The sequence below is a fragment of the Pseudomonas sp. SDO5591_S426 genome (genome assembly GCF_054070755.1).
In genome coordinates, this window is record NZ_JBSVXD010000080.1 from 1 (window position 1) to 25,752 (window position 25,752).

Here is a 25,752-nt window from a genome sequence, read left to right on the forward strand (position 1 = left end):
TAGACTGCCACCGTGGCGCATTGACGCCTCGGCTTGGGCGAGTCCATCCAATTACAGAGGAACGCATTCCAATGTAGGAGCTGCCGCAGGCTGCGATCTTTGAATCTTGCTCTTAACAGACAGCACCACCGATCGGCGGAAAATCCAATAACCTTGCCTCGATCAGCTAGTCTCTGATGCGCAAACGCCTTCATGCGCGTATGATTCGCGACCCTTCGGCGATCCCTTCGCCCGAGTACCCAGTTTTCAGAACACACCGGGAGGTGCCCAGATGAGTATCAAAGACCAGAAAGACGACCAGGAAATCGGCCCAGCAGGCGAAAAACTGCAGAAAGTCCTCGCCCGTATCGGCGTCGGCTCGCGCCGTGACGTGGAAGCCTGGATCAGCCACGGCCGCATCAAGGTCAACGGCAAAGACGCCACCCTTGGCCAGCGCGTCGACATGCACGACGCCATCACCATTGATGGCAAGGTGATCAAGCGCGAAGAGGCCGCCGAGTCGGTCCGCCGCGTGATCATGTACAACAAGCCCGACGGCGAGATCTGCACCCGTGTCGACCCGGAAGGTCGCCCGACCGTATTCGACAAGATGCCAAAGCCGAAAGAAGGCCGCTGGATCAACATCGGTCGTCTCGACATCAACACCACCGGTCTGTTGATGTTCACCACTGACGGTGAACTGGCCAACCGCCTGATGCACCCCTCCTACGAGATGGACCGTGAATACGCGGTACGTGTGCGTGGCGAAGTCGATGACGAGATGATCGAGCGCCTGAAGGCTGGCGTAGTCCTCGAAGACGGCCCGGCCAAGTTCACCGACATCAAGCAGGCGCCAGGTGGTGAAGGTTTCAACCACTGGTATCACTGCGTGGTAATGGAAGGTCGTAACCGCGAAGTGCGTCGTCTGTGGGAATCCCAGGGTCTGGTGGTCAGCCGCCTGAAGCGCGTGCGTTTCGGTCCGGTGTTCCTCAACTCCGACCTGCCGATGGGCCGCTGGCGCGAAATGAGCCAGTACGAAGTCGACATCCTCAGCGCTGAAGTCGGCCTGACGCCGGTCGCGATGCCGCAGATGAACGCCAAGAGCAAAGACAAGCTCGACCGGATGCAGCGCAAATCGTCGCGTCCGATGGCCAAGGCTGAACGTGTGCGTACCTTGCGTCCTGCCTCTGCCGCACCTGCCGCGCCGCGGGAAAACCGCGAGCCGCAGATCGAAGGCGAGCGTCCAGGTCGCAAGCCAGTTGCGCGTCAGGACGGTGAGCGCGGTCCACGCACGCCACGTCCGGCCAATGGTCGTACCGAGCGCGGCGAAAGTCGTGGTACGCCGGTAGCGGATCGTCCAGCCGACACCAAGCGCCCGGCCAAGCCTGCGCCGAAGCGTCCGGGGATCAAACTGGTCGATGGCGACAAGCCTTCGGGCAAGCGCCGTGGTGCACCGGCCGGTTCGGGCCAGCGCCCGGGCTTCGGTCGTCGCAAGCCTGAGTAATCGGCAAGCGCTTCATAAAAAACGCCAACCTTCGGGTTGGCTTTTTTTTGGTCTGGCTTTAATTCTGTGGTGTTTTCAAGGACGCCTTCGCGGGCAAGCCCGCTCCCACAGGGGCCGGAGTTGTTTGGTCGAAATGCGATCCATTGTGGGAGCGGGCTTGCCCGCGAAGGCGTCAGTGGCAACACCACACCCTCCCGAATGGAAACCCGATGTTACGGCCTGTAAAGAAAACATGACGAAATCCACAGATTAACCCCGTGAAATCGCCTCATCTCGAATGCTGTAAGAAAACTCTTACGCATCATTAACTTGCAGCCTTCTGCCAACGCTCTAGTCCGCTTGTTTCAGTGCCTGATGCAAGGTGTCATGCGCGCCATGCCTGTCGTGCAGGTGCATAACAAAAAGGAGGCGCAATGAACGCCGCAATCCGTTTCCAGCTCTTCGCGCGGGCCGGTTTTTCCACCGTCCCCGTCAACGACCCGCAAAGGTCTGACTCCCTTTTTGCAGCCGCCCGAAGCCATCGGGGCGGACACAGGCAATCCCGGCAACCGACACGCTGATCCAGCGGGTCTGGCAGCAGGGGGTTAGCGGTGTACAATGCGCCGCGTTTTACCTGTGACCTCCTGCGCACCTGCGCAAACCTCAAGGCTATCCGCCTTGTTCACTCCGCCGCGTCACGAGCGTGTCGGGTTCGATTTCGTCACAGATAAAAACAAACAGGTGACGCATGACCGTTGTAAATACGCTGAACTCCTGGTGCCTGCGCTGGGGTTTGATCGGTGCCGCTTAACGTTTTTCCCAAGCTGCAACGTCTTTCGAACATCATCAAACCTTGCGTGAGACCCTTTTCATGAGTGGACAAAACTCGCATTCAGGCGAGCTGAAACGCGGCCTGAAAAATCGCCACATTCAATTGATTGCCCTCGGTGGCGCGATCGGTACCGGATTATTCCTCGGCTCGGCCGGGGTGCTGAAATCCGCCGGGCCGTCGATGATCCTCGGCTACGCCATCTGCGGCTTCATTGCCTTCATGATCATGCGCCAACTGGGCGAAATGATCGTCGAAGATCCGGTAGCCGGCTCCTTCAGCCATTTTGCGCATAAGTACTGGGGCGGCTTTGCCGGCTTCCTGTCGGGCTGGAACTGCTGGATTCTGTACATTCTGGTGGGTATGTCGGAGCTGACCGCGGTCGGCAAATACATCCACTACTGGGCGCCGGACATCCCGACCTGGGTCTCTGCGGCGGCCTTCTTCGTGCTGATCAACGCGATCAACCTGGCCAACGTCAAAGTGTTCGGCGAGGCCGAGTTCTGGTTCGCGATCATCAAGGTCGTGGCGATCGTCGGCATGATTGCCCTGGGCAGCTACCTGCTGGTCAGCGGTAATGGCGGCCCGCAAGCAGCGGTCAGCAACCTGTGGTCCCACGGTGGCTTCTTCCCGAACGGCACGACCGGCCTGATCATGGCCATGGCGTTCATCATGTTCTCCTTTGGCGGCCTGGAAATGCTCGGTTTCACCGCAGCCGAAGCCGACAAGCCGAAAACCGTGATCCCGAAAGCGATCAACCAGGTGATCTACCGGATCCTGATTTTCTACATCGGTGCTTTGGTAATCCTGCTGTCGCTGACGCCGTGGGACAGCTTGCTGACCACGCTGAACGCCTCGGGTGATTCCTACAGCGGCAGTCCGTTCGTGCAAGTGTTCTCGATGCTCGGCAGCAACACCGCCGCGCACATCCTCAACTTCGTGGTCCTGACCGCGGCGTTGTCGGTGTACAACAGTGGCACCTACTGCAACAGCCGCATGCTGCTGGGCATGGCCGAACAGGGCGACGCGCCGAAAGCGCTGGCGAAGATCGACAAACGCGGCGTGCCGGTGCGTTCGATCCTGGCTTCGGCTGCCGTTACGCTGATTGCCGTACTGCTGAACTACCTGATCCCGCACAGCGCGTTGGAACTGCTGATGTCGCTGGTAGTGGCCACGCTGGTGATCAACTGGGCGATGATCAGCTACTCGCACTTCAAGTTCCGCCAGCACATGAACAAAACCAAGCAGACGCCGCTGTTCAAGGCCTTTTGGTATCCGTATGGCAACTACATCTGCCTGGCGTTCGTGTTGTTCATTCTCGGCGTGATGCTGTTGATTCCGGGGATCCAGACATCCGTGTACGCGATTCCGGTGTGGCTCGTGTTCATGTGGGTCTGCTACGGCATCAAGAACAAGCGCAGTGCCCAGCGCACCTTGCAGGCTGCGACGGAGTAACTCCACGCAGAAACAACAAACCCGGCCATGTGTCGGGTTTTTTGTTCTTGATGCATAACTGTGCGATTGCACTGAAGTCCGGTTCCTACATGATGAGGTGTCGTTTACTACAGTGATTTCGGAACTTTTAGTAAAACAGATTAATTCAGAACAGGCCTACACCCTGTCTGCTCTTCTTCGCCTTAAACTCTGGCGCTCCTATTCATCAAGGAGCAATAATTGTGGCGAGTCATAGTTACATGAGCATCACCGGCAAACGACAAGGCTTGATTTCAGCAGGTTGCTCAAGTCAAAGCTCTATCGGGAATAAATGCCAACTCGGTCATCAGGATGAAATCATGGTGCTGGCCTATTCGCATGACATGCTGGCGGGAAATGACGGGAGCATTTCAGGCGGTCGTGGTAAGCACATGCCGATCATGATTACCAAGGCTACCGATAAATCGTCACCGCTGTTAGCGAGCGCGCTGCATGAGCGTGAAGAAGTCGAGTGCATCATAAATTTCTACCGTACTGCTTCGGTCGGCGGGCAAGAGCGATATTATTCAATCCATCTCACCGGTGCGCGTATTGCGCATATCAGCCAGCAAGTTCCCCACGCCATTCGCATGAACGATGCAGAACCGCAGGAGCTGGTGTCCATTCGATATAGGGATATTGCCTGGGCGCACGTTCCTGGTGCCACAAGTGCTTATAGTACTTGGGGGAATGAGGGTGAATGAGGATTCTTGCGATATTCATGATGTGACTGGAGCGGCTTCTGATCTGGCTGCAGTTGGATGCAGGATCGGCATGACACATTTTCCGGATGGATTCACGCGGCTTCGCTTCAGTTCGATTATTTCATCCTATGCGGATGAGGTTATACAGGCCGTTGATGAAGGGATCATCAGCGCGTGGCAAGGATTACAGGAAATAAGAGTCGAATATGAAGAATTAACATCAAAGGCCAGTTTCTATCTAAAAAATAGCATAGGGGTTGTAGCAGGGGTTATGCAGGTCAGGACAGGGGGTTCGATTGTCTTAGCTTCGGGAGGACTTGGTACGATTCCGGGCTCATTTATGATTGGACATGGCGTTAATAACATTTATGAGGGGTTTGCTAATATTTATCGCGGGTCTGCGGCTGAAAACACGGTTGGACCTGTTAGGCGAATTTACCAAATTGCATCTGACAATAATTATGAAGGGGATATGAAGTATTACGCCGTGGATCTGGCTTTGTCTGGGTATGGCGTGTTTAGACCAGTATCAAGGGTCGGCTCTGTGGAATTGTTCAGATGGGACCCAATCAACTATGAGATGGCTTATCGGCAGGCTGGAAAATTGGCTTTATCCTTTGAGGTGTTAGTTGACTTGTTGACAATAGAAGCGATGGTTTCGGGGGAGGGGGGAGAAAGCAAGTAGTTTTTATATAGTTGTTTTATATCACGCCGCGCATTCTTGGGGTGTAAAATTTCAAACCCAAGAAAACAACAATCGTATATATTGTGAAAAAGACGATGTGACGATATTTTTCATCGGTGTCGAAAATTTTCGTTATTCCAAGCGCAATAAGGCTGGTAGGTAGTACTGCGCAAGCAAAAACCAATAGGGTTACAGATGTGTAATATCGGATGTTTTCAAGTTTCATATCTAGTTGATCTGTCAATTTGAAACCTAGATTAATATTGCGATTCAAAAAAAAGCAACTTTCCTTTTGCAAATCCGACAACACTGTAAGAAAAATCCGTCATGGCTTTTTCGTCATCTGCTCCAATGATTGTCTCCTATTCAGAAACCAATTCGCGGTATCCTGCACGCTCTAGAACCCGGACGCTTTTCCATGCTGGTGATTTCCAACAACGTGCATCTTCCGGATGCCGAGATCGAGTTGACCGCCATTCGTGCCCAAGGCGCCGGTGGGCAGAACGTCAACAAGGTCTCCAGCGCGGTGCACCTGCGCTTTGACATTCCGGCCTCGTCCTTGCCTGAGTTCTACAAGGAGCGGTTGTTGGCGCTGCGCGACAGCCGGATCACTAGCGACGGCGTGTTGATCATCAAGGCCCAGCAATACCGGACGCAGGAGCAGAACCGTGCCGATGCGCTGGAACGTCTGGTCGAGTTGATCCAGAGCGCCACCAAGGTCGAAAAGAAACGCCGCCCGACCAAGCCGACCCTCGGTTCGAAAACCCGTCGGCTGGAATCCAAATCCAAACGCGGCAACATCAAGGCCGGGCGTGGCAAGGTCGATTTCTAACGCGTGTCCCGCGCTTCGCGTTGCTTCGGTGCCTGCCGGTACAAGTAGACGCTGAGCCCCAGGCCGCTGAGTGCGGCCAGTGCGGCGAACAGAAAGATCGAAGCAAAGCCGAAACCTGCCGCAATCGCACCGGCCAATGGCCCGGTGATGCCCAGCGACAAATCGATGAACAGCGAGTAAGCACCGACCGCTGCGCCACGGCTGGAGGCCGGCACCAGGTTGACCGCTTCAACCCCCAGCGCCGGAAACACCAGCGAGAAACCGAAACCGCTCAGCGCTGCGCCCGCCAGCGCCCAATGAGCATCCGGTGCCAGCCACAGCAGCAACAGGCCCAGGGTCTCCACCGACAGACAGACAATCGCTACGCGAAAACCGCCGAGACGATTGATCAGGTTGCCGAACAACAGCCGCGCGCCGATGAAGCTGGCACCGAACAGGCTCAGGCACAGCACCGCGTTGTCCCAGTGCTGCATGGCGTAATACAGGGTGATGAAGGTGGCGATGGTGCCGAAACCGATGGAGCCCAAGGCCAGGCCGCAACCGTGGGGCAGCACGCGGCCGAGCACATGCATGAACGGCAAGCGTTCACCGACAACAATTGGCGCGGCGGTTTTCGGCCAGGCCAGCAGCAGGCCAATTACAGCCAGCAGCACGATACTCACGCCCATGCTCCACAAGCCCATCTGATTGACCAGCAGCACCCCCAGCGGTGCGCCGACCGCCAGTGCGCCGTAACTGGCAATGCCGTTCCACGAAATGACTTTGGCGGTGTTCGCCGCGCCGACGCGGCCGATGCCCCAGCCAATCGAGCCGGAACCCACCAGGCTTTCCGCGCTGCCGAGTACCAGGCGGCCGATCAGCAGGCTGATCAGGCTGAGCATCGGCAAGCTTTGCGTCCAAGCCGAAATCAGCATGAATACGCCACTCAAGCCAGACCCGGCGAGGCCGTACATGACCGCCAGTTTGCTGCCTTTGTTATCGATGATTTTCCCGGCATACGGGCGACTGAGCAGGGTGGCCAGGTATTGCACGCTGATCACCAGACCTGCGATTACCGCGCCGAAACCCAGGTCACTGTGGACGTAACCCGGCAATACGGCCAGGGGAATGCCGATGTTCAGGTAGCCGACGAAGGTAAAAAGCACGATGGAAACAACTTGCAGCGTGACCGCCAGGGGGCGCTGGTTTTCAGACATGGGTAAAGGTCCACGGCAAAGCAGGATAGATAGGCTGCTTATGATAGCGGTGCCGGCTGTCGTGGGTTGTGAAAAAGTAAAACTATTTGCCGGGTGGGGTCACTCGGGCTTGGCGGGCGCCACCAGTTGCGTGGTGACCAGAGCGGCCAAGGCATTTTCTTCTGTGCCGAAGCGGGCAAGCAATGCGGCCTGTTTTTCGGGGGAGAGGTGATTCCAGATCTCGATCATTTTCTCGGCGGTGCCAATCAGGACGCTGGCCTGCGCTTCGCTGAATTCATCGGTCATGGGTTAAGGCTCTTTCAGGCAGTGTGGAAAGCGCATGTTAGCGCTTTCCACACGGTCTGTACGGCGGGTGTTTCAGTCTTCGCTGTCAGCCTTGCGACTGTCAGGTGCTTCTTTCGGCTCGGGCTGTTGGGCGCCGGCTTGTTGCGTGGTCGTCTGCTCAGGTACGTGCAGGCTTGGGAAGGGGAGATTAGGAATCTCGTGCATGGTTGCGCTCCTCGCTAAGTCTGTTGATAGATCTGGTAGATCCGCGCTTTCAAAAAAGCTTGGGCAGGATACAGCACTGAAAATGACAAACAGACTTTTATATCCATTTGTTTCGACGGACGGGGTTGTATAGACAGATCGGTAGCACTGGCGCACAAAAAACTGTAGGAGTGAGCCTGCTCGCGATAGCGGTGTAACAGTCAACATCAGCGTTGAATGACACTCCGCTATCGCGAGCAGGCTCGCTCCTACAGGGTGTTGCAGTGTTTGAAGATTATTTGCAGACGCTGGCAATCGCCTCGGCCAACAAATCCAGGCGTGTGGCATCAATCCCCGCCACGTTGGCCCGCCCCGAATTGACCATATAAACGCTGTGATGATCGCGCAGGTTTTTCACTTGCTCAGGCGTCAACCCGGTGTAGGAAAACATTCCGCGCTGCACGCCAATGTGCGCAAAGCGCTCGCGCAAACCGTGTGGCTCCAGCGCTTCCACCAGACCACTGCGCAGTTGGGCGATACGCAGGCGCATCGCTTCCACTTCGTCGCGCCAGAGGTTTTTCAACTCTGGATCGCCGAGGATGGTCGCCACCACGGCCGCGCCGTGATCCGGCGGGGTCGACCACAAGTTACGGGCGATGTTGGCCAGTTGGCTGCGGATGTCGATGAGCTTGTCAGCGGTTTTCGCGCAGACAATCAGCGCACCGGTGCGGTCGCGGTACAGGCCGAAGTTCTTCGAGCAGGAACTGGTGATCAGCACTTCCGGCAACTCGGCGGCGAACAGCCGGGTCGACCAGGCATCCTGTTCCAGGCCATCACCGAAACCTTGATACGCGAAGTCGATCAGCGGCAGCAGTTCGCGCTTGCGTACGACATCCAGCACCCGGCGCCAGTCATCATGGGACAGGTCGAAACCGGTCGGGTTGTGGCAGCAGGCGTGCAGCAACACGACATCACCCCTGGGCGCTTCACTGAGCACCGCCAGCATGGCGTCGACATCGAGGCAGTTGTCGCTGCCCACGTACGGGTAGTGACTGACCTTGACTTTGGCTGCCGCGAAAATGCTTTCGTGGATCGGCCAGGTCGGATTGCTCAGCCATACGCCACGGCCTGGCAGGCACTGGGCGATGAAGTCCGCGCTCAAGCGCAACGCCCCGGTGCCGCCCGGTGTCTGGGTGGCGCCGGCGCGTTGTTCGGCGATCAGTTTCGAGTCGGCGCCAAGCACCAGCTCATTTATCGCTTTGCCGAACGCCGGCTCGCCATGACCGCCGATGTAGGTCTTGGTGGTTTGACGCTCCACCAGACGTGCTTCGGCAAGTTTCACCGACTGAGGAATCGGCGTCAGGCCCTGGGCGTCTTTGTAGACACCCACGCCGAGGTCGAATTTGCGCGGGTTCGGGTCCTGCGCATAGGCCTCCATCAGGCCGAGAATCGGGTCGCCGGGGACACGGCCGATGGCATCGAAATGCATTATTTGCGGCCCTCGGCGTCCTTGGCTACTTCGTCAGTGCGCGCGGCCATGATGAAGTCGTTGCGGTGCAGGCCTTTGATCGAGTGGCTCCACCAGGTCACGGTCACTTTGCCCCACTCGGTCAGCAGGCCCGGGTGGTGACCTTCGGCCTCGGAGATTTCACCGACGGCGTTGGTGAACGCCAGGGCGTGCTTGAAATTCTTGAACAGGAAGACTTTTTCCAGCTGCATGATGCTGTCGCGAACTTCGATGTTCCAGTCCGGGATCTGCTTGATCAGGATCGGCAATTCTTCGTCGCTGACTTGTGGGGCATCGGCGCGGCAGGCTTCGCAATGGGCTTGGGTGAGTGCGGTCATGATGTGTTCCTGAAATCGAATGTTAGGAGATCAGCCGTCAGAATTTATTGAGAGGTGTACCACGCTAACGCAAAGCGTCGGTTCCTGACAGGCTCACTTGATTCTAAAAGCTGCGGATCAGGCGGCTTTTGGTTTGGGCGGAAATTTCGGTGCGTGCAGACCCATCTGCATCGCTTGCTTGACCATGCCCATGATGTCTTCGTGGGCGAGGTCGAACAGGCGCTTGAGGTTCGGCAGTACGAAATACAGCGGCTGCAGAATGTCGATGCGGTAAGGCGTACGCATGCATTCCAGCGGATCGAACGCCTGATGCTCAGGCTCGTCCGACAGGCAGTAAACGGTTTCTTTAGGCGAGGACAGGATGCCGCCGCCGTAGATGCGCTGGCCTTGCGGGGTGTCGACCAGGCCGAATTCGATGGTCATCCAGTACAGGCGCGCCAGATACACGCGTTCTTCCTTCGAAGCCTGTAGGCCGAGCTTGCCGTAGGTGTGGGTAAATTCGGCAAACCATGGGTTGGTCAGCAGCGGACAGTGGCCAAAAATCTCGTGGAAAATGTCCGGCTCTTGCAGGTAATCCAGCTCTTCGCGGGTACGAATAAAGGTTGCCACTGGAAACTGCTTGCTGGCGAGCAATTCAAAAAAGGTCTGGAAGGGGATCAGCGCCGGTACGCGGGCGACCTGCCAACCGGTGGTTTCACCGAGGACCTTGTTGATCTCGCCCAGTTGCGGAATGCGGTCGTGGGGCAGACCGAGTTTTTCGATACCGTCCAGATATTCCTGGCACGCACGCCCTTCGATCACTTTCAGTTGGCGAGTGATCAGCGTGTTCCACACCGCGTGTTCTTCAGCGGTGTAGTCGATAAAACCTTGCGCATCGGGCTCGCGAGCCACGTATTGCGTCTGCTTCATGCTGCTCTCCTGCTAGGGGATTCGTTCTTGTTATGTGCTGCTATGGACCCAGAAATAACCCATGAATTGCGCAATGGCAGCAGGTGATGAGTGCTCCGTGTAGGAAAATTCTCCAATAATCGTAAAGTTTCCGTTACGTTTTTGCCGTTGTCGCGCAGATGTTGAGATTGGCGGGTGGGAAAAGTGCTCCACCTGTCACATAATCTTGACGACTATCTGAGTGCTTCAGCAGAAATTTTCCTGCAATGGGCCTCATTCACTTCTGTTCGGGCCTTTATATGCGTATCAAAGTCCACTGCCAGAACCGCATCGGCATCCTGCGTGACATTCTCAATCTGTTGGTGGAGTACGGCATCAACGTCGCTCGCGGTGAGGTGGGCGGAGAGCATGGCAATGCGATCTATCTGCACTGTCCGAACCTGATCAACATCCAGTTCCAGGCCTTGCGTCCGAAGTTCGAGGCGATTGCCGGGGTGTTTGGCGTCAAGCGTGTAGGGCTGATGCCCAGCGAGCGTCGGCACATGGAGCTCAATGCGTTGCTCGGCGCCCTGGAGTTTCCGGTGCTGTCGATCGATATGGGTGGCTCCATCGTGGCGGCCAACCGTGCGGCGGCGCAGTTGCTCGGTGTGCGGGTGGACGAGGTGCCGGGGATTCCGTTGTCGCGCTATGCCGAAGATTTCGATTTGCCGGAACTGGTGCGCGCCAACAAATCGCGGATCAACGGATTGCGGGTCAAGGTCAAGGGCGATGTGTTCCTGGCCGACATCGCGCCGCTGCAATCGGAGCACGACGACAGCGAAGCGATGGCCGGTGCCGTACTGACATTGCACCGCGCAGACCGCGTCGGCGAACGCATCTATAACGTGCGCAAGCAGGAATTGCGTGGCTTCGACAGCATCTTCCAAAGCTCCAAAGTGATGGCGGCGGTGGTGCGCGAAGCCCGGCGCATGGCGCCACTCGATGCACCGCTATTAATAGAAGGCGAAACCGGCACCGGCAAAGAGTTGTTGGCGCGCGCCTGTCATCTGGCCAGCCCACGTGGGCAATCGCCGTTGATGGCGCTCAATTGCGCAGGGCTGCCGGAGTCCATGGCCGAGACCGAACTGTTCGGCTACGGCCCGGGTGCTTTCGAAGGAGCGCGGGCCGAGGGCAAGCTCGGGCTGCTGGAATTGACGGCGGGTGGTACGCTGTTTCTCGATGGCGTCGGGGAAATGAGCCCGCGCTTGCAGGTGAAACTGCTGCGCTTCCTGCAGGACGGTTGCTTCCGTCGGGTAGGCAGCGATGAAGAGGTCTACCTCGATGTGCGGGTGATCTGCGCGACTCAGGTTGACCTGTCCGAACTGTGCGCGCGCGGCGAGTTTCGTCAGGACCTTTATCACCGCCTGAACGTGCTGTCGCTGCACATCCCGCCGCTGCGCGAATGCCTCGACGGTTTGCCGCCGTTGGTGGAGCACTTCCTCGATCAGGCCAGTCGGCAGATCGGTTGCCCGCTGCCGAAACTGGCCCCGGCGGCAATGGACCGGCTCAGTCACTATCATTGGCCTGGCAACGTCCGGCAGTTGGAAAACGTGCTGTTCCAGGCCGTTTCCCTGTGCGACGGCGGAACAGTCAAGGCCGAGCATATTCGCTTGCCGGACTATGGCGTGCGTCAGCCGCTTGGCGATTTTTCGCTGGAGGGCGGGCTGGACGAAATTGTCGGGCGCTTCGAGAAAGCCGTGCTGGAGCGCTTGTATTCCGAGCATCCGAGCAGTCGGCAACTGGGCAAGCGGTTGGGGGTTTCGCATACAACCATTGCCAACAAGTTGCGGGATTATGAGGTGGGCAAAGACATTTCCTGAAGATCAAAAGATCGCAGCCTTCGGCAGCTCTTACAGGTTGAACGCCAATCCCCTGTAGGAGCTTGCCGAAGGCTGCGATCTTTTGATCCGTTGCCGCGAAGCGGCATAACACCGCCGGTTTTTCGTCTTCACTACTTTCCAACATTCCCCTCAACATCCCTCAAGCCCTTTGTTTACCGGCCCCCGCGCCGCCAAAAACAAGTTGGTCTGCAAATTGCTTATGCCTCGTCAGTACAGCAGTGGGCGGCAAACGTCCGGCAGGCAGAGGAAAGATTGTGGACAAGTACCTTTATGTGGCAATGACCGGCGCCAGCCAGAATGCACTGGCGCAAAAGGCTCATGCCAACAACCTCGCGAACATCTCCACCAACGGCTTCCAGAAAGACCTGGAGCAGGCGCGTTCGATGCCAGTGTTCGGCGACAGCTTTCCGGCGCGTGCGTTTGCCATGTCCGAGCGCCCGGCCACCGACTTCTCTCCCGGCTCTCTGGTGCAAACCGGTCGCGATCTCGATGTCGCCGTGCAGGGCAATGGCTGGCTGGCGGTGCAGAATCCCGATGGCGGCGAAAGCTATGTGCGGACCGGCAGTCTGGTGGTTGACGCCCTTGGTGTGTTGCGCGCCGGCAACGGCATGCCGGTGATTGGCAATGGCGGTCCAATCGCCGTGCCGCCCGAGCAGCAGATCGAAGTCGGTGAAGACGGCACCATCAGCATTCGTGCGATGGGCGAAGGTCCTCGCGTGATGGCGGAAGTCGACCGCATCAAACTGGTCAACCCGGACATCAAGAACATGACCAAGGGCCTGGACGGTTCGATCCACACCAAGGACGGCCAACCGGCGCAAGCCGATGCCAACGTCAAACTGGTGTCCGGTTTCCTTGAGTCGAGCAACGTCAACGCCGTGGACGAGATGACCTCGGTGCTGGCCTTGTCGAAGCAGTTCGAGCTGCACATCAAGATGATGAACACCGCCAAAGAAGACGACCAGGCCATGGCTCGGGTCTTGCAGATCAGCTAATTATCAGAACGTCGCGCCGTAAAACAGGCGCACGAGGAGAATCGAATGCTTCCGGCTCTATGGGTTGCCAAAACCGGTCTGTCCGCCCAGGACACCAACCTGACCACCATTTCCAACAACCTGGCCAACGTGTCGACCACGGGTTTCAAACGTGACCGTGCCGAGTTCCAGGACTTGCTCTACCAGATCAAACGCCAGCCAGGCGCCCAGTCGACCCAGGACAGCGAACTGCCGTCGGGCCTGCAATTGGGTACCGGTGTGCGCATTGTCGGCACCCAGAAAAACTTCAACGCCGGCAGCCTGCAAACCACCGAGCAGCCGCTGGACATGGCCATCGACGGTCGCGGTTTCTTCCAGATCCTGCAACCGGACGGCACCACGTCCTACACCCGTGACGGCACTTTCCACCTGGACTCCAACGGCCAGATCGTCAACGCCAGCGGCTTCGCCCTGGAACCGGCGATTGTCATCCCGAACGACGCCCAGACCTTCACCGTCGGCAAGGACGGCACCGTGTCCATCACCGTGGCCGGCAACCCGGCTTCCCAGGTGATCGGCAACCTGCAAACCGCTGACTTCATCAACCCGGCCGGCCTGCAAGCGGTGGGTAACAACCTGTTCCTGGAAACCGCCGCCAGTGGTGCGCCGCAAGTCGGCACCCCGGGCCTGGCCGGTTTCGGTACCACGCTGCAGAACACCCTGGAAACGTCCAACGTCAGCACCGTTGAAGAGATGGTCAACATGATCACCACTCAGCGCGCCTACGAGATGAACTCTAAGGTGATCTCCACCGCCGACCAGATGCTCTCGTTCGTAACGCAGAATCTGTAATCAAGTCTATGAGGCGGCCATGCGGTCGCCTGCAACACCGTGAGGTAAGGGTCATGAATCGCTTCGTTTCTGTTCTGGCATTGAGTGGGATCACCGTGCTCGCCGGCTGTGTCGGTCCGACACCCAAGCCCAATGATCCTTACTATGCCCCGGTGTTGCCGCGCACGCCGCTGCCGGCTGCCGCGAATAACGGTTCGATTTATCAGGCCGGTTTCGAGCAGAACCTCTATGGCGACCGCAAGGCGTTCCGGGTCGGTGACATCATCACCATCACCCTGAACGAGAAGACCCAGGCGAGCAAAAACGCCAACTCGCAAATCGGCAAGAACAGCAAGGCCAGCATCGGTCTGAGCTCGCTGTTCGGCTCTACCCCGAACACCAACAACCCGTTTGGCAGTGGCGACCTGAGCCTGGATGCCAGCTATGAAGGCGACCGCGCGACCAAGGGCGACAGCAAGGCCGCGCAGGGCAACACCCTGACCGGCTCGATCACCGTGACCGTGGCTGACGTGTTGCCCAACGGCATCATCGCGGTACGTGGCGAGAAGTGGATGACACTCAACACCGGCGACGAACTGGTGCGGATTGCCGGGCTGGTTCGCGCCGACGATATCTCCACCGATAACACTGTGCCGTCGACCCGTGTCGCCGATGCGCGCATCACCTACTCGGGCACCGGTTCGTTTGCCGATGCGAGTCAGCCAGGCTGGTTCGACCGTTTCTTCCTCAGCCCGCTGTTCCCTTTCTAGGTGGCTTTCCAGTTGAGCATGTTGAACTTCAGAAGTCTCATCGTTGCCGCTCTGATGCTGTCGGCAGCCTTCAACGTTCAAGCCGAGCGGCTGAAGGACATCGCCAGCATTTCCGGCGTGCGTTCCAACCAGTTGATCGGTTACGGCCTGGTGGTCGGGCTTAACGGTACCGGCGACCAGACGACGCAAACCCCGTTCACCCTGCAGACCTTCAACAACATGCTCTCGCAGTTCGGCATCAAGGTGCCGCCGGGTTCGGGCAACGTGCAGTTGAAGAACGTCGCGGCGGTGTCGATCAGTGCCGATCTGCCAGCGTTCGCCAAGCCGGGTCAGCAGGTCGACATCACCGTTTCGTCGATCGGTAATTCCAAGAGCCTGCGCGGCGGCACGTTGCTGCTGACACCGCTTAAGGGTATCGACGGCAACGTCTACGCCATCGCCCAGGGCAACCTGGTGGTCGGCGGTTTTGACGCCGAAGGTCGCGACGGTTCGAAGATCACCGTCAACGTTCCGTCAGCCGGTCGCATCCCTGGCGGTGCGTCGGTTGAGCGTGCGGTGCCGAGCGGATTCAACCAGGGCAACAGCCTGACGCTGAACCTCAACCGCTCCGACTTCACCACCGCCAAGCGCATCGTCGACAAGATCAACGACATGCTCGGCCCTGGTGTGGCGCAGGCTATTGATGGCGGCTCGATTCGCGTCACCGCGCCGCTTGATCCGAGCCAGCGTGTCGACTACCTGTCGATCCTCGAAAACCTCGAAATCGATCCGGGTCAGGCGGTGGCGAAAGTCATCATCAACTCGCGCACCGGCACCATCGTGATCGGCCAGAACGTCAAGGTTTCCCCGGCCGCCGTCACCCACGGCAGCCTGACCGTGACCATCACTGAAGACCCGATCGTCAGCCAGCCCGGCCCTCTGTCCAATGGTCAGACGGCGGTCGTGCCGCGCTCGCGGGTCAACGCCCAGCAGGAAGCCAAGCCGATGTTCAAATTCGGTCCGGGCACCACCCTCGACGAAATCGTCCGTGCGGTGAACCAGGTCGGCGCGGCGCCGGGTGACTTGATGGCCATCCTCGAAGCACTGAAACAGGCCGGCGCCTTGCAAGCCGACCTGATCGTGATCTAAGGGCGGCGATCATATGGACATGTTCAAGAGTGGTCGGGTCAGCAGCAGCGATTCGGGTGCGTTCTCCGACCTGAACCGGCTGAATCAGCTCAAGGTCGGCGACAAGAACAGCGACGCGAACATGCGCAAGGTGGCGCAGGAATTCGAATCGCTGTTCCTTGGCGAAATGCTCAAGTCCATGCGCTCGGCCACCGAAGCGCTGGGCAAGGACAATCCGCTCAACACCGCAGAAGCCAAGCAATACCAGGAAATGTACGACCAGCAGTTGGCCGTTTCCATGTCCCGCGAGGGTGGGGGTATCGGCCTGGCCGACGTGCTGATGCGCCAGATGTCGAAGAACAAACCGCTGGCGCCGGGTGAGGCAGCAACCTTGTCTGCCGCCAAGCAGGAGGCCGCGAAAGCCGCTGCGCAAACACCAATCGCGGCGGGCACGGTGGCAATCAACGGGCCGCTGTCGCGGGTCAACGGCGAGCGTCCGTTGTGGGCTTCGCGTTCGGTCAAGGCGCCGACAGGCGAGGGCGCGCATCACAATGACATGGCGCTGATCAATCAGCGGCGCCTGGCATTGCCACCGAAACTGGCCGATCGCTTGCTGGCAGGCCTGGTGCCTTCCGCCACGACGACACCTGCGGCGGTCAACAAGACTCAACTGCCGGAGCGCGTAGCAACCAGCGGTGCCGGGCCTTTGTACAACGGCGACTGGCTGGCGAATGCGCAAGCGGCGTCGAGCGGTTCCCTGCAGATTCATGGTCGCGCCATCGCACAAATTCCTTTGGCTCCGGCGAAGAAAGCCTTCAGTTCCGCCGACGAATTCGTCAACACCATGCTGCCCATGGCCAAGGAAGCGGCCGATCGCATTGGCGTCGATCCGCGCTACCTGGTGGCCCAGGCCGCACTGGAAACCGGATGGGGCAAGTCGGTCATGCGCGCGCAGGATGGCAGCAGCAGCCACAACCTGTTCGGCATCAAGGCCAGCAGTAACTGGCAAGGCAATTCGGCACGGGCGATCACCAGCGAATTCAGGAATGGCGAGATGGTCAAGGAGACGGCCGAGTTCCGTTCCTATGACTCTTACAAGGACAGTTTCCACGACCTTGTTACTTTGCTGCAGACCAATAATCGCTATCAAGATGTGCTGAAGTCGGCCGATAACCCAGAACAGTTTGTACGCGAGTTGCAGAAGGCCGGTTATGCAACCGACCCGGACTACGCAAGCAAGATTTCGCAGATAGCCAAGCAGATGACGAGTTACCAGAACTACGCTGCGGCGGGCGTTTCCACCACGCCTTTATAGGCACTAAGGATCAAGGTCTGAACCATGAGTTTACTCAACATCGGAATGTCGGGTTTGTCCGCTAGCCACGCATCGTTGGTGACTACCGGTAATAACATTTCCAACGTCGATACCGTCGGGTACTCGCGCCAGCAAACTGTGCAGAACAGCAAGAATTCTATTCAGTATGGCAATGTGTTCATCGGCACCGGCACCACGCTGGCCGATGTGCGTCGGGTGTACAACAGCTACCTCGATGCACAGTTGCAGACCACCACTTCGCTCAACAGCGATGCGCAGGCTTATCTGGGGCAGGCCACCCAGGTCGACAAGTTGCTGTCCGACAGCGGCACCGGTGTGACCAAGACCCTGCAATCGTTCTTCGCGTCGTTGCAGACCCTGGCCGGCAACTCCAACGACAACGCCGCGCGCCAGGCATTGCTGACCAATGCCCAGGGTTTGAGCAGTCGCTTCAACTCGATCTCGCAGCAGCTGTCGCAGCAAAACACCTACATCAACGACCAGTTGGGTTCGATGGCCGATCAGGTCAACAAACTGGCGTCGACCGTGGCGGCGTACAACAAGAAGATCGCTGAAGTCAGCGGCTCGGGCGGTACCCCCAACGAACTGCTGGACCAGCGCAACGAAACCATTCGCCAGCTCAACGAGCTGGTCGGCACGCAGGTGACCGAGACCGAGGGGCGAATAGATATCTACCTGGGCAGTGGCCAGCCGCTGGTGGTCGGCGACGTCGTCAACAAACTGCGTGTGGCGCCGGACCCGGCCGATCCGACCCGTTCCTCGATCATCATGGATCGCAACGGCTCTTCAGTCGACATCACCAGCGTGATGAGCGGTGGCGAGATGGGCGGCCTGGTGCGTTATCGCAATGAAGTGCTTGCACCTGCGGTCAATGGCTTGGGTCGTATCGCCATGGTCGTGGCCGATCAGGTCAACAAGCAGTTGGGCCAGGGCCTGGATCAGAACGGCAACTTCGGCGCGGCGCTGTTCAACAACATCAACAGCTTGAAAGCCATCAGCGAGCGCAGCATCGCCAACGCTGGCAACAACCCGGCATCCGGCAACCTGAATGTCACCATCAAGGACACCAGCAAGCTGGCGGCCAGTGATTATCAGGTGACCATTACCGCGACGGGCTACAACGTGCGTCGCCTGTCGGATAACACCGACATGGGCAACTTTGCATTCGCTACACCGCCTGCCGCTGATCCGGTCATCGATGGCTTCAGCCTGAGCATCAATTCGGGCACCGTGGCCGCCGGCGATTCGTTCAAGATCACCCCGACCCGTAGCTCCGCCGCCGACATGACCACGGTCATGACCGACACCAAGACCCTGGCCACGTCCGCTCCGCTGACGTCCACCAAGGCCTCGGGCAATGACGGCACCGGTGCGGTGAGCCAGCCGAGTTTGAAAACTACTCTGGATATTTACGATCCGGTGCAGCGCCTGGAAGTGCAGACGGCGGTCAAGGCTTCGATGCCGGTTCGCATGCTGATGACCAGCGCTACCGCCTATGAAGTGTTCGACTCCAAGGGCACCAGTATCGGCACCGGCAGCATCGTGCCCGGCCAGAACAACGACCTGAACATTGCCGTGCCTTACACCGATGCCGGTGGCAACGCCAAAACGTTCAATGTGGCGATGACCGTCAGCGGCAGCCCTGCTTCCGGTGACAGTTTCAATATTTCCATGACGGCGGCCGACAGCACCGACAACCGCAATGCCCAGTCGCTGCTCGCGCTGCAAACCAAGGCTACTATCGGCGCCAGCGCCACCAGCCCGGGCGTGAGTTTTACCGAAGCCTATGGTGGTCTGGTAACGACTGTTGGTTCCCTGACCAAGCAAGCCCAGCTGGATGGCACGGCCACCGACACCATCCTGACCGGTGCGCGAAATGCCCGTGACTCGCTGTCGGGCGTCGACCTCGATGAAGAGGCGGGCAACCTGACCAAGTACCAGCAGTACTACACGGCCTCTTCGCAGATCATCAAGACTGCGCAGGAAATTTTCAGCACTCTGATCAATGCCCTTTAAGGAGCCGTAGAACATGCGTATTTCTACAGCACAGTATTACGCCACGACGGCTGCCAACTATTCTCGCAACCTCAACAATGTGATGAAGTCGGCCGAGCAGGCCAGCAGCGGCGACAAGCTCGTGACCGCGTCGGATGATCCGGTCGGCGCGGCCCGCTTGCTGCAACTCGAACAGCAAAAAGCCATGCTGGGTCAGTACTCCAGCAACATCAACGCGTTGAACACCGCTCAGGCACAGGAAGAAAGCGTGCTGGACAGCATCAACACCGTGCTGCAAAAAGTCAGTGAGTTGGCAGTGCGCGCCGGCGGTGCATCGTTGAACGATGACGACCGCAAATCCATCGGAGCGGAAGTCGCCCAGGCGGAAGAGCAACTGCTGAACCTGATGAACAGCAAGGACGCCAACGGCCGATACATCTTTTCCGGCGCCAGCAGTAACACGCAGCCTTTTGTGCGCAACAGCGACGGCACCTATAGCTATCAAGGTGACCAGACCCAGCTGGAGCTGAAAATTGGCGATTCGATGTCGCTGGGCCTGAACGATACCGGTTGGGATGTTTTCCAGCAGGCGATCAACGCCGCACGCAGCACGACCACCATGACCGCGCCAGCGGTGGATGACGGGCGCGTATCCTTGACCCAAGGACTGGTGAATTCCGGCCCGGCGTTCGATGCCAGCTTCCGCAACGGACAGCCTTACACCCTGGCGTTCACCAGCAGTACGCAGTTTGTGATCACGGATGCCTTGGGTAATGACGTGACCGCCGAGGCGACGGGTGGAGGCAAATTCGATCCGAACAACAAGGACGGTTCTGACATCAGTTTCCGTGGTGTGAGTTTTGCGCTGGATATCTCGTTCCAGGCATCCGACAACCCAGCCAATGCGGATGCGGTCATCGCCGGCCACAGTTTCCAGTTGGCAGCCAAGCCAGACAGCTTCGTCAGCACGCGTTCGCCGGGCAACACGACGGCGGCGGTGATCAGTCAGACGTCGGTGACCAACGCTGCCGATTACAAAAGCTTTTTCCCTGAAGGCGGGGCAGTCCTGAAGTTCACCGGGCCCGGGACCTTCGAGCTGTACGCCCGCCCGATGACCAGCAGCAGTACTCCGGTAACCACCGGAACCGTGACGGCTGGCGTGGCAACAGCGGCCGGTGTCAGCTTTACCCTCGGTGGCGCCACCCCTCCTGTCGCAGGTGATCAGTTCGATATTACGGTCAACACACACCAGACCCAGAACGTACTCGATACGGTCAGTCAGTTACGTCAGGCACTTGAAATTCCTACATCAGGCAACCCGGCCGCGCAGCGCAATCTGGACAGCGTAATCGCTTCTTCCATTGCCAACTTGGGCAACGCCAAGAACCAGGTTGACCTGGCGCGTGGTGCAATCGGTGCCCGGGGCAACGTAATGGACATGCAGCGTGATTCGATTCAGAGCACGGACCTGATCAACACCTCTTCGCAGTCTTCGATCAGGGATGCCGATCCGGCAGAAGTGCTGACGCGCCTGACCTTGCAACAGACGATGCTGCAGGCTGCGCAACTGGCGTTCGCCAAGGTTTCCCAGTTGAGCCTGTTCAACAAGCTTTGAGTCGGTCTTGACCGCTCGCGGCCAGCCCCTGTCATAGGGGGCTGGCTTTTTTTTTTGCATTTTTTTTTATGATGCACGGTGGGGCGGGGCGGGGATCCGGACCACAAAATCAAATAAAGCAGTGATCTCTGAGTGACCCGTCAGTCAAAACGCGCATCTTCACTGTATCCTGTCTGCGGGCGGTGAAGGTGGCGGGCTGTTCAAGGCGTTTGCTTGAGCTCCGACGATGCCAGGCCCTGACTGTAGACGCCCTCGATTCAGCGAGCGGCGATGTTCAGCTGTTTATTATTGGGAAGCCATAATGATTGGCATAAAAAATATAGCGAGTTACGTGCCGACAGCCGGGGTTGATAACTACGCCCAGGGTGCAAAGTTCGACAAGGACGAAACCTTTATCCTTGGCAAGATCGGCTCGGCATTTTTGCCGCGCATGGATGCCGATCAGGAAACTTCCGATCTGTGTGTCGAAGCCGCCAATGCGCTGTTCGCCGCCAGTCCTGAACTCAAGCGTGAAGCCATCGATTGCCTGATCGTCGTCACTCAGAACGGTGACGAAGAAGGATTGCCGCACACCGCCGCAATCGTTCAGGACAAATTGGGCCTGCCGACCCACGTCGCCGCTTTCGATATTTCCCTGGGCTGTTCCGGCTACGTCTACGGCATCTATGCGATCAAAGGCTTCATGGAAGCGGCAGGGCTGAAAAACGGCCTGCTGATTACCGCCGACCCGTATTCGAAGATCGTTGACCCTGAAGACCGCAACACCACCATGCTGTTTGGTGATGCCGCCACCGCTACCTGGATGGGCGAAAACGCGGTCTGGCAACTGGGCAAATCGAAGTTCGGCACCGACGGTTCCGGTGCACCGCACCTGAAAGTCACTGACGGTGTGTTCTTCATGAATGGCCGTCAGGTCTTCAACTTTGCACTGTTGAAAGTCCCGGCGCATTTGCATGAGCTGCTGGACGAGTCGAATCTGCAAGCCGGCGATATCGATGCCTTCTGCATTCACCAGGGCAGTGCGGCCATCGTCGATGCCGTGGCGCGCCGCTTCGAAGAAGGTGAGCCGGAGAAGTTCGTCAAGGACATGCTCGAAACCGGCAACACGGTTTCCTCGAGCATTCCGCTGCTGCTGCAGAACCACGTGTTCGATTCCAAATGGACCCGTGTCGCCATCAGCGGCTTTGGCGTAGGCCTGTCATGGGGTTCGGCGATTCTCTATCGCGGCTGATCGACCCAATATCCGCTGCATAAAAAAACGCCCGGAAACGTAAGTATCCGGGCGTTTTGCGTTTTTCTGGCGCCGATTTTCTGTCTCTAAAGCCTTGAAAATAAAGGGCTGGCAAGCTGCCACTAAAAAATTCGAAAAAACCCCTCAAGCAAAGCCACCTCACGACGATAACTATTACGTAGGTTCTCTAGGCCACACCCGGCGGTTGCCAGGGCCGGAAGCCGCAGTATCCATCCAACGAGGATTTCGTCATGGCTTTAACCGTAAACACCAACATTGCGTCGATCACTACTCAGGTTAACCTGAACAAAGCCGGCAGCTCCCTGGCCACTTCCATGCAGCGCCTGTCTTCCGGCCTGCGTATCAACAGCGCTAAAGACGACGCTGCCGGTCTGCAAATCGCTAACCGTTTGACCAGCCAAATCAACGGCCTGGGCCAAGCGGTAAAAAACGTGAACGACGGTATCTCCATCGCTCAAACCGCTGAAGGCGCGATGCAGGCTTCGACCGACATCCTGCAAAAAATGCGTACCCTGGCTCTGTCCTCGGCAACCGGCTCCCTGAGCGCTGATGACCGTAAATCGAACAACGACGAATACCAGGCTCTGACTTCGGAACTGTCCCGTATCTCGCAAACCACTACTTTCGGCGGCCAGAAGCTGCTGGACGGTTCGTTCGGTACCAAGGCTATCCAAGTAGGCGCCAACGCCAACGAAACCATCAACGTTAGCTTGGAAAACGTTGCGGCAAACCAGATCGGTTCGCAGCAAATCAAGAGCGCCGCAATTGTTCCAGCCGCAGGTGGTTTGGTTGCTGGTGTGATTAACGTCACCGGTAACGGCCAGACTGCAACAGTCAACTACGGTCTGGGGGCTTCGGCGAAAGACATCGCCACCGGCTTGAACGGTTCCATCGGCGGTCTGAGTGCCACTGCTAGCACTGAAGTGAAATTGGGTGTTACCGGTGCCGGCCCATCGAACTTCAAGTTGGCCGTTGGCACCAGCGGTGCAGTTGACTTCGTCGGTGTGACTGACCTGGCTAGCCTGGCTGACCAACTGAAATCCAACGCTGCCAAACTGGGTATCAGCGTTAACTACGATTCGGTTAACTCCAGCCTGACAGTGAAGTCCGATTCGGGTGAAAACCTGTCCTTCTCGGCTGCTGACGCCGCTGCTCAAGCCGCTATCACCGTTAGCGCCAAAAATGGTGCTGGTGCATTCGCTGGTGCTACTGCTTTGGGTGCTGCTGCTATCGTAGTCAACGGCGCAGTCCAGCTTGATTCCGCCAAAGGCTATTCCCTGGCCGGTGCTGGTGTGGCTGCCGTGTTCGGTGCCGCTACTGTTTCTGCTACCAAGAAAACCATCTCTCAGACCGACGTTACCAACATCGACAACGCTCAGAACGCTCTGGCTGTTATCGACAAGGCCATCGGCACCATCGACGGCGTTCGTTCGGGTCTGGGTGCTACCCAAAACCGTCTGACCACCACTGCTGACAACCTGCAGAACATCCAGAAGAACTCCACCGCTGCTCGTTCCACCGTGCAGGACGTGGACTTCGCTGCTGAAACTGCAGAGCTGACCAAGCAACAAACACTGCAATCGGCTTCGACTGCCATCCTGTCGCAAGCTAACCAGCTGCCATCCGCTGTACTGAAGCTGCTTCAGTAATTTCAGAGTTTGGTAAATGACGGAGGGGCGCGTTTACGTGCCCTTTTGTCTTTTCCGTGATGAGGAGATTGGACATGGATATGAGCGTCAAGTTGAACCAGTCTTATCCACCGGTTGCGCCACAAAGCCAACCTGCACCGGTTGAGCCGGTCAGTCGGCCGAAGGTTGAAGCTGTTGCCCAGGCAGCGACAGAACCCAAGCGCGACGAACTGGAAAAAGCGGTAACCGATATTCGCGAGTTTGTTCAAGCAAGCCAGCGCAAGCTGGACTTTTCCATTGATGATTCCACCGGACGGGTTGTGGTCAAGGTCATCGCCACCGACAGCGGTGACGTGATTCGTCAGATCCCTTCGGAAACTGCATTAAAACTGGCGCAAAGCCTGAGCCAAGCTAGCAGCCTGTTGTTTGACGACAAGGTCTGAGCTGGCATGAATTTTGTTGCTGTCTGCGATTGACGTGCATTCTGTCAGGAAAGCGGCAGCCACTGGATAAGGAGAAAGACGATGGCGGGTTCAACGGTTAGCGGTATTGGTTCGAACATCGATACCCAGGCGATTGTGAAGTCTCTGGTTGATGCCGAGCGCGTGCCGAAGCAAACGCAGATCAACACTCAGTCGTTGAAAGCAACCACCACGCTGTCGTCGATCGGCAAGATCCAGGCGGCGCTGGATGCGTTTCGTGGTGCGCTGACCAACATGAACACCGGTACTACTTTTACCGGGCTGACTGGCACATCCTCGGATGAAAAAGTTGCCACCATGACCGCGGGCAACGGCGCCTCTACCGGCAGCTTCAAGTTGGTGGTCTCTCAGTTGGCCAGCGCCTCGAAACTGTCGACCAAGACCTTTGTCGGTGGCGCGTCGTCGGTGGTAAACAGCGGTTCCTCGCCGACCACCCTGACGATTTCACAGTCGGGCAAGAAGTACGATCTGAGTGTGCCAGCCGGGGCGACACTGCAGCAGGTGCGTGATTCAATCAACTCGCAGTTTTCCACTGCCGGTTTGAGTGCCAACATCCTGACCGACGCCACGGGTTCACGCTTGGTGTTGACCTCGACAACCATGGGTGTCGGTTCGGACATCACACTGTCGGGCACCTCAGGTATGGATGTCGGTGCAACCGTTGTCGAAGTACCGAAGAACGCCAAGTACACCATCGACGGGTCCATTGCGCTGGAATCCAAGTCCAATACCATCGAAGAAGCGGTCAGCGGCGTGAGTATCAAGTTGCTAACGGTCTCGCCCAAAGATGCAACCACTGGCGATCCGACACCGACCACTATCGCCGTGAGTACCAATAACACGGTGATGAAGTCTGGGGTCAAAGGCTTTGTTGATACTTACAATGCCCTGGTTTCGGCGATCAGTGCAGAAACCAAGGTCACCATTGGGCCGGATGGCACACCGACCGCAGGTGCCTTGACCGGCGATGCTTCGATGCGAACCCTGATGAGTTCGATCCGAAATGAACTGAATGCGATGTCCGGAAGCGGGACTTTCAAGTCATTGGCTCAGTTCGGCATCGCCACGGATTCGACCACTGGTCTGCTGACCATGGACAGCAAAAAGTGGGACAAGGCGGTCGCCACCAATGCGGCGGACATCAACAGTATCTTCAGTGGTGACAAGGGTTTGCTGAAGCGTCTGACGACTGTCACTGACGATTACGCCAAGTCAAATACCGGTACGCTCGCAGAACGCTCCAAATCCCTGAGCGAAAGCCTTACTGATCTTGCGAAGCAGCAGGCCACTCTGGATGAGCGCATGACGTTGTTGCAAACCAGCCTCACGTCCAAGTACACCGCCATGGACTCCTTGGTCGCCAAGCTTCGCGCCCAAAGCGACAGCATCATGACCACGCTCAATGCGTTGAACAATCCGAAAGACGACTGATTCGGATCAGGCATAAAAATCTATGGTCACCCCCATTTTTGCAATACTGATTAACGGGTGGTGTGGTTG

At 57.8% G+C, this 25,752-nt stretch carries 23 protein-coding genes; 17 read left to right on the forward strand and 6 right to left on the reverse strand.

Annotation, left to right across the window (positions count from 1 at the left end):
* Nucleotides 1–271: 271 nt before the first annotated feature.
* The 5 genes from rluB to arfB all read left to right on the forward strand — a co-directional run bounded on the left by rluB (nucleotide 272) and on the right by arfB (nucleotide 5,985).
* Nucleotides 272–1,483 (forward strand): 23S rRNA pseudouridine(2605) synthase RluB, encoded by a 1,212-nt coding sequence (gene rluB, locus ACW9JC_RS16725; RefSeq protein ID WP_416129785.1) that lies wholly within the window; start codon nucleotides 272–274, stop codon nucleotides 1,481–1,483.
* Between the two features lie 850 nt (nucleotides 1,484–2,333).
* Nucleotides 2,334–3,746, forward strand: coding sequence for an amino acid permease (locus ACW9JC_RS16730; RefSeq protein WP_416129786.1), 1,413 nt, complete (start codon nucleotides 2,334–2,336; stop codon nucleotides 3,744–3,746).
* A 221-nt stretch (nucleotides 3,747–3,967) separates the two neighbouring features.
* Nucleotides 3,968–4,468, forward strand: a complete 501-nt coding sequence (locus ACW9JC_RS16735) for an Hcp family type VI secretion system effector (RefSeq protein WP_457456193.1) — start codon at nucleotides 3,968–3,970, stop codon at nucleotides 4,466–4,468.
* Nucleotides 4,455–5,153, forward strand: a complete 699-nt coding sequence (locus tag ACW9JC_RS16740; RefSeq protein ID WP_457456215.1) for a DUF4225 domain-containing protein — start codon at nucleotides 4,455–4,457, stop codon at nucleotides 5,151–5,153. Before ACW9JC_RS16735 ends, ACW9JC_RS16740 begins: the two co-directional genes overlap by 14 nt.
* A gap of 418 nt (nucleotides 5,154–5,571) precedes the next feature.
* Nucleotides 5,572–5,985, forward strand: coding sequence for an alternative ribosome rescue aminoacyl-tRNA hydrolase ArfB (arfB, locus tag ACW9JC_RS16745; RefSeq protein WP_056853046.1), 414 nt, complete (start codon nucleotides 5,572–5,574; stop codon nucleotides 5,983–5,985).
* On the opposite strand, the gene ACW9JC_RS16750 is transcribed toward arfB, so the two are convergent.
* From ACW9JC_RS16750 to phhA, 6 genes are all read right to left on the reverse strand, one after another.
* Nucleotides 5,982–7,181 (reverse strand): MFS transporter, encoded by a 1,200-nt coding sequence (locus ACW9JC_RS16750; RefSeq protein WP_457456195.1) that lies wholly within the window; start codon nucleotides 7,179–7,181, stop codon nucleotides 5,982–5,984. The genes arfB and ACW9JC_RS16750 overlap by 4 nt on opposite strands.
* A gap of 99 nt (nucleotides 7,182–7,280) precedes the next feature.
* Entirely contained in the window at nucleotides 7,281–7,466 is a 186-nt protein-coding gene (locus ACW9JC_RS16755; RefSeq protein ID WP_457456197.1) for a hypothetical protein, read from the reverse strand.
* Between the two features lie 72 nt (nucleotides 7,467–7,538).
* Nucleotides 7,539–7,670, reverse strand: a complete 132-nt coding sequence (locus ACW9JC_RS16760) for a hypothetical protein (RefSeq protein WP_263597392.1) — start codon at nucleotides 7,668–7,670, stop codon at nucleotides 7,539–7,541.
* A gap of 274 nt (nucleotides 7,671–7,944) precedes the next feature.
* Nucleotides 7,945–9,138, reverse strand: a complete 1,194-nt coding sequence (locus ACW9JC_RS16765; protein ID WP_457456199.1) for an amino acid aminotransferase — start codon at nucleotides 9,136–9,138, stop codon at nucleotides 7,945–7,947.
* Entirely contained in the window at nucleotides 9,138–9,494 is a 357-nt protein-coding gene (locus ACW9JC_RS16770; RefSeq protein WP_046037728.1) for a 4a-hydroxytetrahydrobiopterin dehydratase, read from the reverse strand. The genes ACW9JC_RS16765 and ACW9JC_RS16770 overlap by 1 nt, the downstream gene beginning before the upstream one ends.
* A 117-nt stretch (nucleotides 9,495–9,611) precedes the next feature.
* Nucleotides 9,612–10,403 (reverse strand): phenylalanine 4-monooxygenase, encoded by a 792-nt coding sequence (gene phhA / locus ACW9JC_RS16775; RefSeq protein WP_008055500.1) that lies wholly within the window; start codon nucleotides 10,401–10,403, stop codon nucleotides 9,612–9,614.
* Nucleotides 10,404–10,681: 278 nt separating this feature from the next.
* Here phhA and ACW9JC_RS16780 point away from each other — a divergent pair, with 278 nt between their 5' ends.
* The 12 genes from ACW9JC_RS16780 to fliD all read left to right on the forward strand — a co-directional run bounded on the left by ACW9JC_RS16780 (nucleotide 10,682) and on the right by fliD (nucleotide 25,683).
* Complete coding sequence (locus ACW9JC_RS16780; protein ID WP_338582403.1) at nucleotides 10,682–12,241, forward strand: sigma-54-dependent transcriptional regulator; 1,560 nt, start codon at nucleotides 10,682–10,684, stop codon at nucleotides 12,239–12,241.
* A gap of 275 nt (nucleotides 12,242–12,516) precedes the next feature.
* Complete coding sequence (locus tag ACW9JC_RS16785) at nucleotides 12,517–13,257, forward strand: flagellar basal body rod protein FlgF (RefSeq protein ID WP_338582402.1); 741 nt, start codon at nucleotides 12,517–12,519, stop codon at nucleotides 13,255–13,257.
* Between the two features lie 45 nt (nucleotides 13,258–13,302).
* Complete coding sequence (gene flgG / locus ACW9JC_RS16790) at nucleotides 13,303–14,088, forward strand: flagellar basal-body rod protein FlgG (RefSeq protein WP_008055493.1); 786 nt, start codon at nucleotides 13,303–13,305, stop codon at nucleotides 14,086–14,088.
* A 53-nt stretch (nucleotides 14,089–14,141) separates the two neighbouring features.
* Complete coding sequence (gene flgH, locus ACW9JC_RS16795) at nucleotides 14,142–14,837, forward strand: flagellar basal body L-ring protein FlgH (protein ID WP_150704800.1); 696 nt, start codon at nucleotides 14,142–14,144, stop codon at nucleotides 14,835–14,837.
* An 18-nt stretch (nucleotides 14,838–14,855) separates the two neighbouring features.
* Nucleotides 14,856–15,965, forward strand: a complete 1,110-nt coding sequence (locus ACW9JC_RS16800; RefSeq protein ID WP_338586564.1) for a flagellar basal body P-ring protein FlgI — start codon at nucleotides 14,856–14,858, stop codon at nucleotides 15,963–15,965.
* A 13-nt stretch (nucleotides 15,966–15,978) separates the two neighbouring features.
* On the forward strand, nucleotides 15,979–17,259 hold the full coding sequence (flgJ, locus tag ACW9JC_RS16805; protein ID WP_457456203.1) for a flagellar assembly peptidoglycan hydrolase FlgJ: 1,281 nt from the start codon (nucleotides 15,979–15,981) through the stop codon (nucleotides 17,257–17,259).
* Nucleotides 17,260–17,283: 24 nt separating this feature from the next.
* The gene (gene flgK / locus ACW9JC_RS16810; protein WP_457456205.1) at nucleotides 17,284–19,296 is read left to right on the forward strand and encodes a flagellar hook-associated protein FlgK; all 2,013 of its coding nucleotides are present in this window, start codon (nucleotides 17,284–17,286) and stop codon (nucleotides 19,294–19,296) included.
* A gap of 13 nt (nucleotides 19,297–19,309) precedes the next feature.
* Complete coding sequence (locus ACW9JC_RS16815) at nucleotides 19,310–20,890, forward strand: flagellar hook-associated protein 3 (RefSeq protein ID WP_457456207.1); 1,581 nt, start codon at nucleotides 19,310–19,312, stop codon at nucleotides 20,888–20,890.
* Between the two features lie 301 nt (nucleotides 20,891–21,191).
* Complete coding sequence (locus ACW9JC_RS16820; protein ID WP_338582398.1) at nucleotides 21,192–22,121, forward strand: ketoacyl-ACP synthase III; 930 nt, start codon at nucleotides 21,192–21,194, stop codon at nucleotides 22,119–22,121.
* 251 nt (nucleotides 22,122–22,372) lie between these two features.
* Nucleotides 22,373–23,791 carry a flagellin N-terminal helical domain-containing protein gene (locus ACW9JC_RS16825; RefSeq protein ID WP_457456209.1) on the forward strand — a complete coding sequence of 473 codons (1,419 nt, stop codon included), beginning with the start codon at nucleotides 22,373–22,375 and terminating at the stop codon, nucleotides 23,789–23,791.
* A gap of 74 nt (nucleotides 23,792–23,865) precedes the next feature.
* Complete coding sequence (locus tag ACW9JC_RS16830) at nucleotides 23,866–24,213, forward strand: flagellar protein FlaG (protein WP_457456211.1); 348 nt, start codon at nucleotides 23,866–23,868, stop codon at nucleotides 24,211–24,213.
* Between the two features lie 81 nt (nucleotides 24,214–24,294).
* On the forward strand, nucleotides 24,295–25,683 hold the full coding sequence (gene fliD / locus ACW9JC_RS16835) for a flagellar filament capping protein FliD (protein WP_457456213.1): 1,389 nt from the start codon (nucleotides 24,295–24,297) through the stop codon (nucleotides 25,681–25,683).
* The last annotated feature ends 69 nt before the right edge of the window (nucleotides 25,684–25,752 follow it).

Excerpts from the sequence above, each read along its gene's own strand:
- rluB (WP_416129785.1), top strand. The coding sequence starts at position 272 with ATGAGTATCAAAGACCAGAAAGACGACCAGGAAATCGGCCCAGCAGGC.
- ACW9JC_RS16730 (WP_416129786.1), top strand. The coding sequence starts at position 2,334 with ATGAGTGGACAAAACTCGCATTCAGGCGAGCTGAAACGCGGCCTGAAA.
- ACW9JC_RS16740 (WP_457456215.1), top strand. The coding sequence starts at position 4,455 with ATGAGGGTGAATGAGGATTCTTGCGATATTCATGATGTGACTGGAGCG.
- arfB (WP_056853046.1), top strand. The coding sequence starts at position 5,572 with ATGCTGGTGATTTCCAACAACGTGCATCTTCCGGATGCCGAGATCGAG.
- ACW9JC_RS16750 (WP_457456195.1), bottom strand. The coding sequence starts at position 7,181 with ATGTCTGAAAACCAGCGCCCCCTGGCGGTCACGCTGCAAGTTGTTTCC.
- ACW9JC_RS16755 (WP_457456197.1), bottom strand. The coding sequence starts at position 7,466 with ATGACCGATGAATTCAGCGAAGCGCAGGCCAGCGTCCTGATTGGCACC.
- ACW9JC_RS16760 (WP_263597392.1), bottom strand. The coding sequence starts at position 7,670 with ATGCACGAGATTCCTAATCTCCCCTTCCCAAGCCTGCACGTACCTGAG.
- ACW9JC_RS16765 (WP_457456199.1), bottom strand. The coding sequence starts at position 9,138 with ATGCATTTCGATGCCATCGGCCGTGTCCCCGGCGACCCGATTCTCGGC.
- ACW9JC_RS16770 (WP_046037728.1), bottom strand. The coding sequence starts at position 9,494 with ATGACCGCACTCACCCAAGCCCATTGCGAAGCCTGCCGCGCCGATGCC.
- phhA (WP_008055500.1), bottom strand. The coding sequence starts at position 10,403 with ATGAAGCAGACGCAATACGTGGCTCGCGAGCCCGATGCGCAAGGTTTT.
- ACW9JC_RS16780 (WP_338582403.1), top strand. The coding sequence starts at position 10,682 with ATGCGTATCAAAGTCCACTGCCAGAACCGCATCGGCATCCTGCGTGAC.
- flgG (WP_008055493.1), top strand. The coding sequence starts at position 13,303 with ATGCTTCCGGCTCTATGGGTTGCCAAAACCGGTCTGTCCGCCCAGGAC.
- flgH (WP_150704800.1), top strand. The coding sequence starts at position 14,142 with ATGAATCGCTTCGTTTCTGTTCTGGCATTGAGTGGGATCACCGTGCTC.
- ACW9JC_RS16800 (WP_338586564.1), top strand. The coding sequence starts at position 14,856 with ATGTTGAACTTCAGAAGTCTCATCGTTGCCGCTCTGATGCTGTCGGCA.
- flgJ (WP_457456203.1), top strand. The coding sequence starts at position 15,979 with ATGGACATGTTCAAGAGTGGTCGGGTCAGCAGCAGCGATTCGGGTGCG.
- flgK (WP_457456205.1), top strand. The coding sequence starts at position 17,284 with ATGAGTTTACTCAACATCGGAATGTCGGGTTTGTCCGCTAGCCACGCA.
- ACW9JC_RS16815 (WP_457456207.1), top strand. The coding sequence starts at position 19,310 with ATGCGTATTTCTACAGCACAGTATTACGCCACGACGGCTGCCAACTAT.
- ACW9JC_RS16820 (WP_338582398.1), top strand. The coding sequence starts at position 21,192 with ATGATTGGCATAAAAAATATAGCGAGTTACGTGCCGACAGCCGGGGTT.
- ACW9JC_RS16825 (WP_457456209.1), top strand. The coding sequence starts at position 22,373 with ATGGCTTTAACCGTAAACACCAACATTGCGTCGATCACTACTCAGGTT.
- ACW9JC_RS16830 (WP_457456211.1), top strand. The coding sequence starts at position 23,866 with ATGGATATGAGCGTCAAGTTGAACCAGTCTTATCCACCGGTTGCGCCA.
- fliD (WP_457456213.1), top strand. The coding sequence starts at position 24,295 with ATGGCGGGTTCAACGGTTAGCGGTATTGGTTCGAACATCGATACCCAG.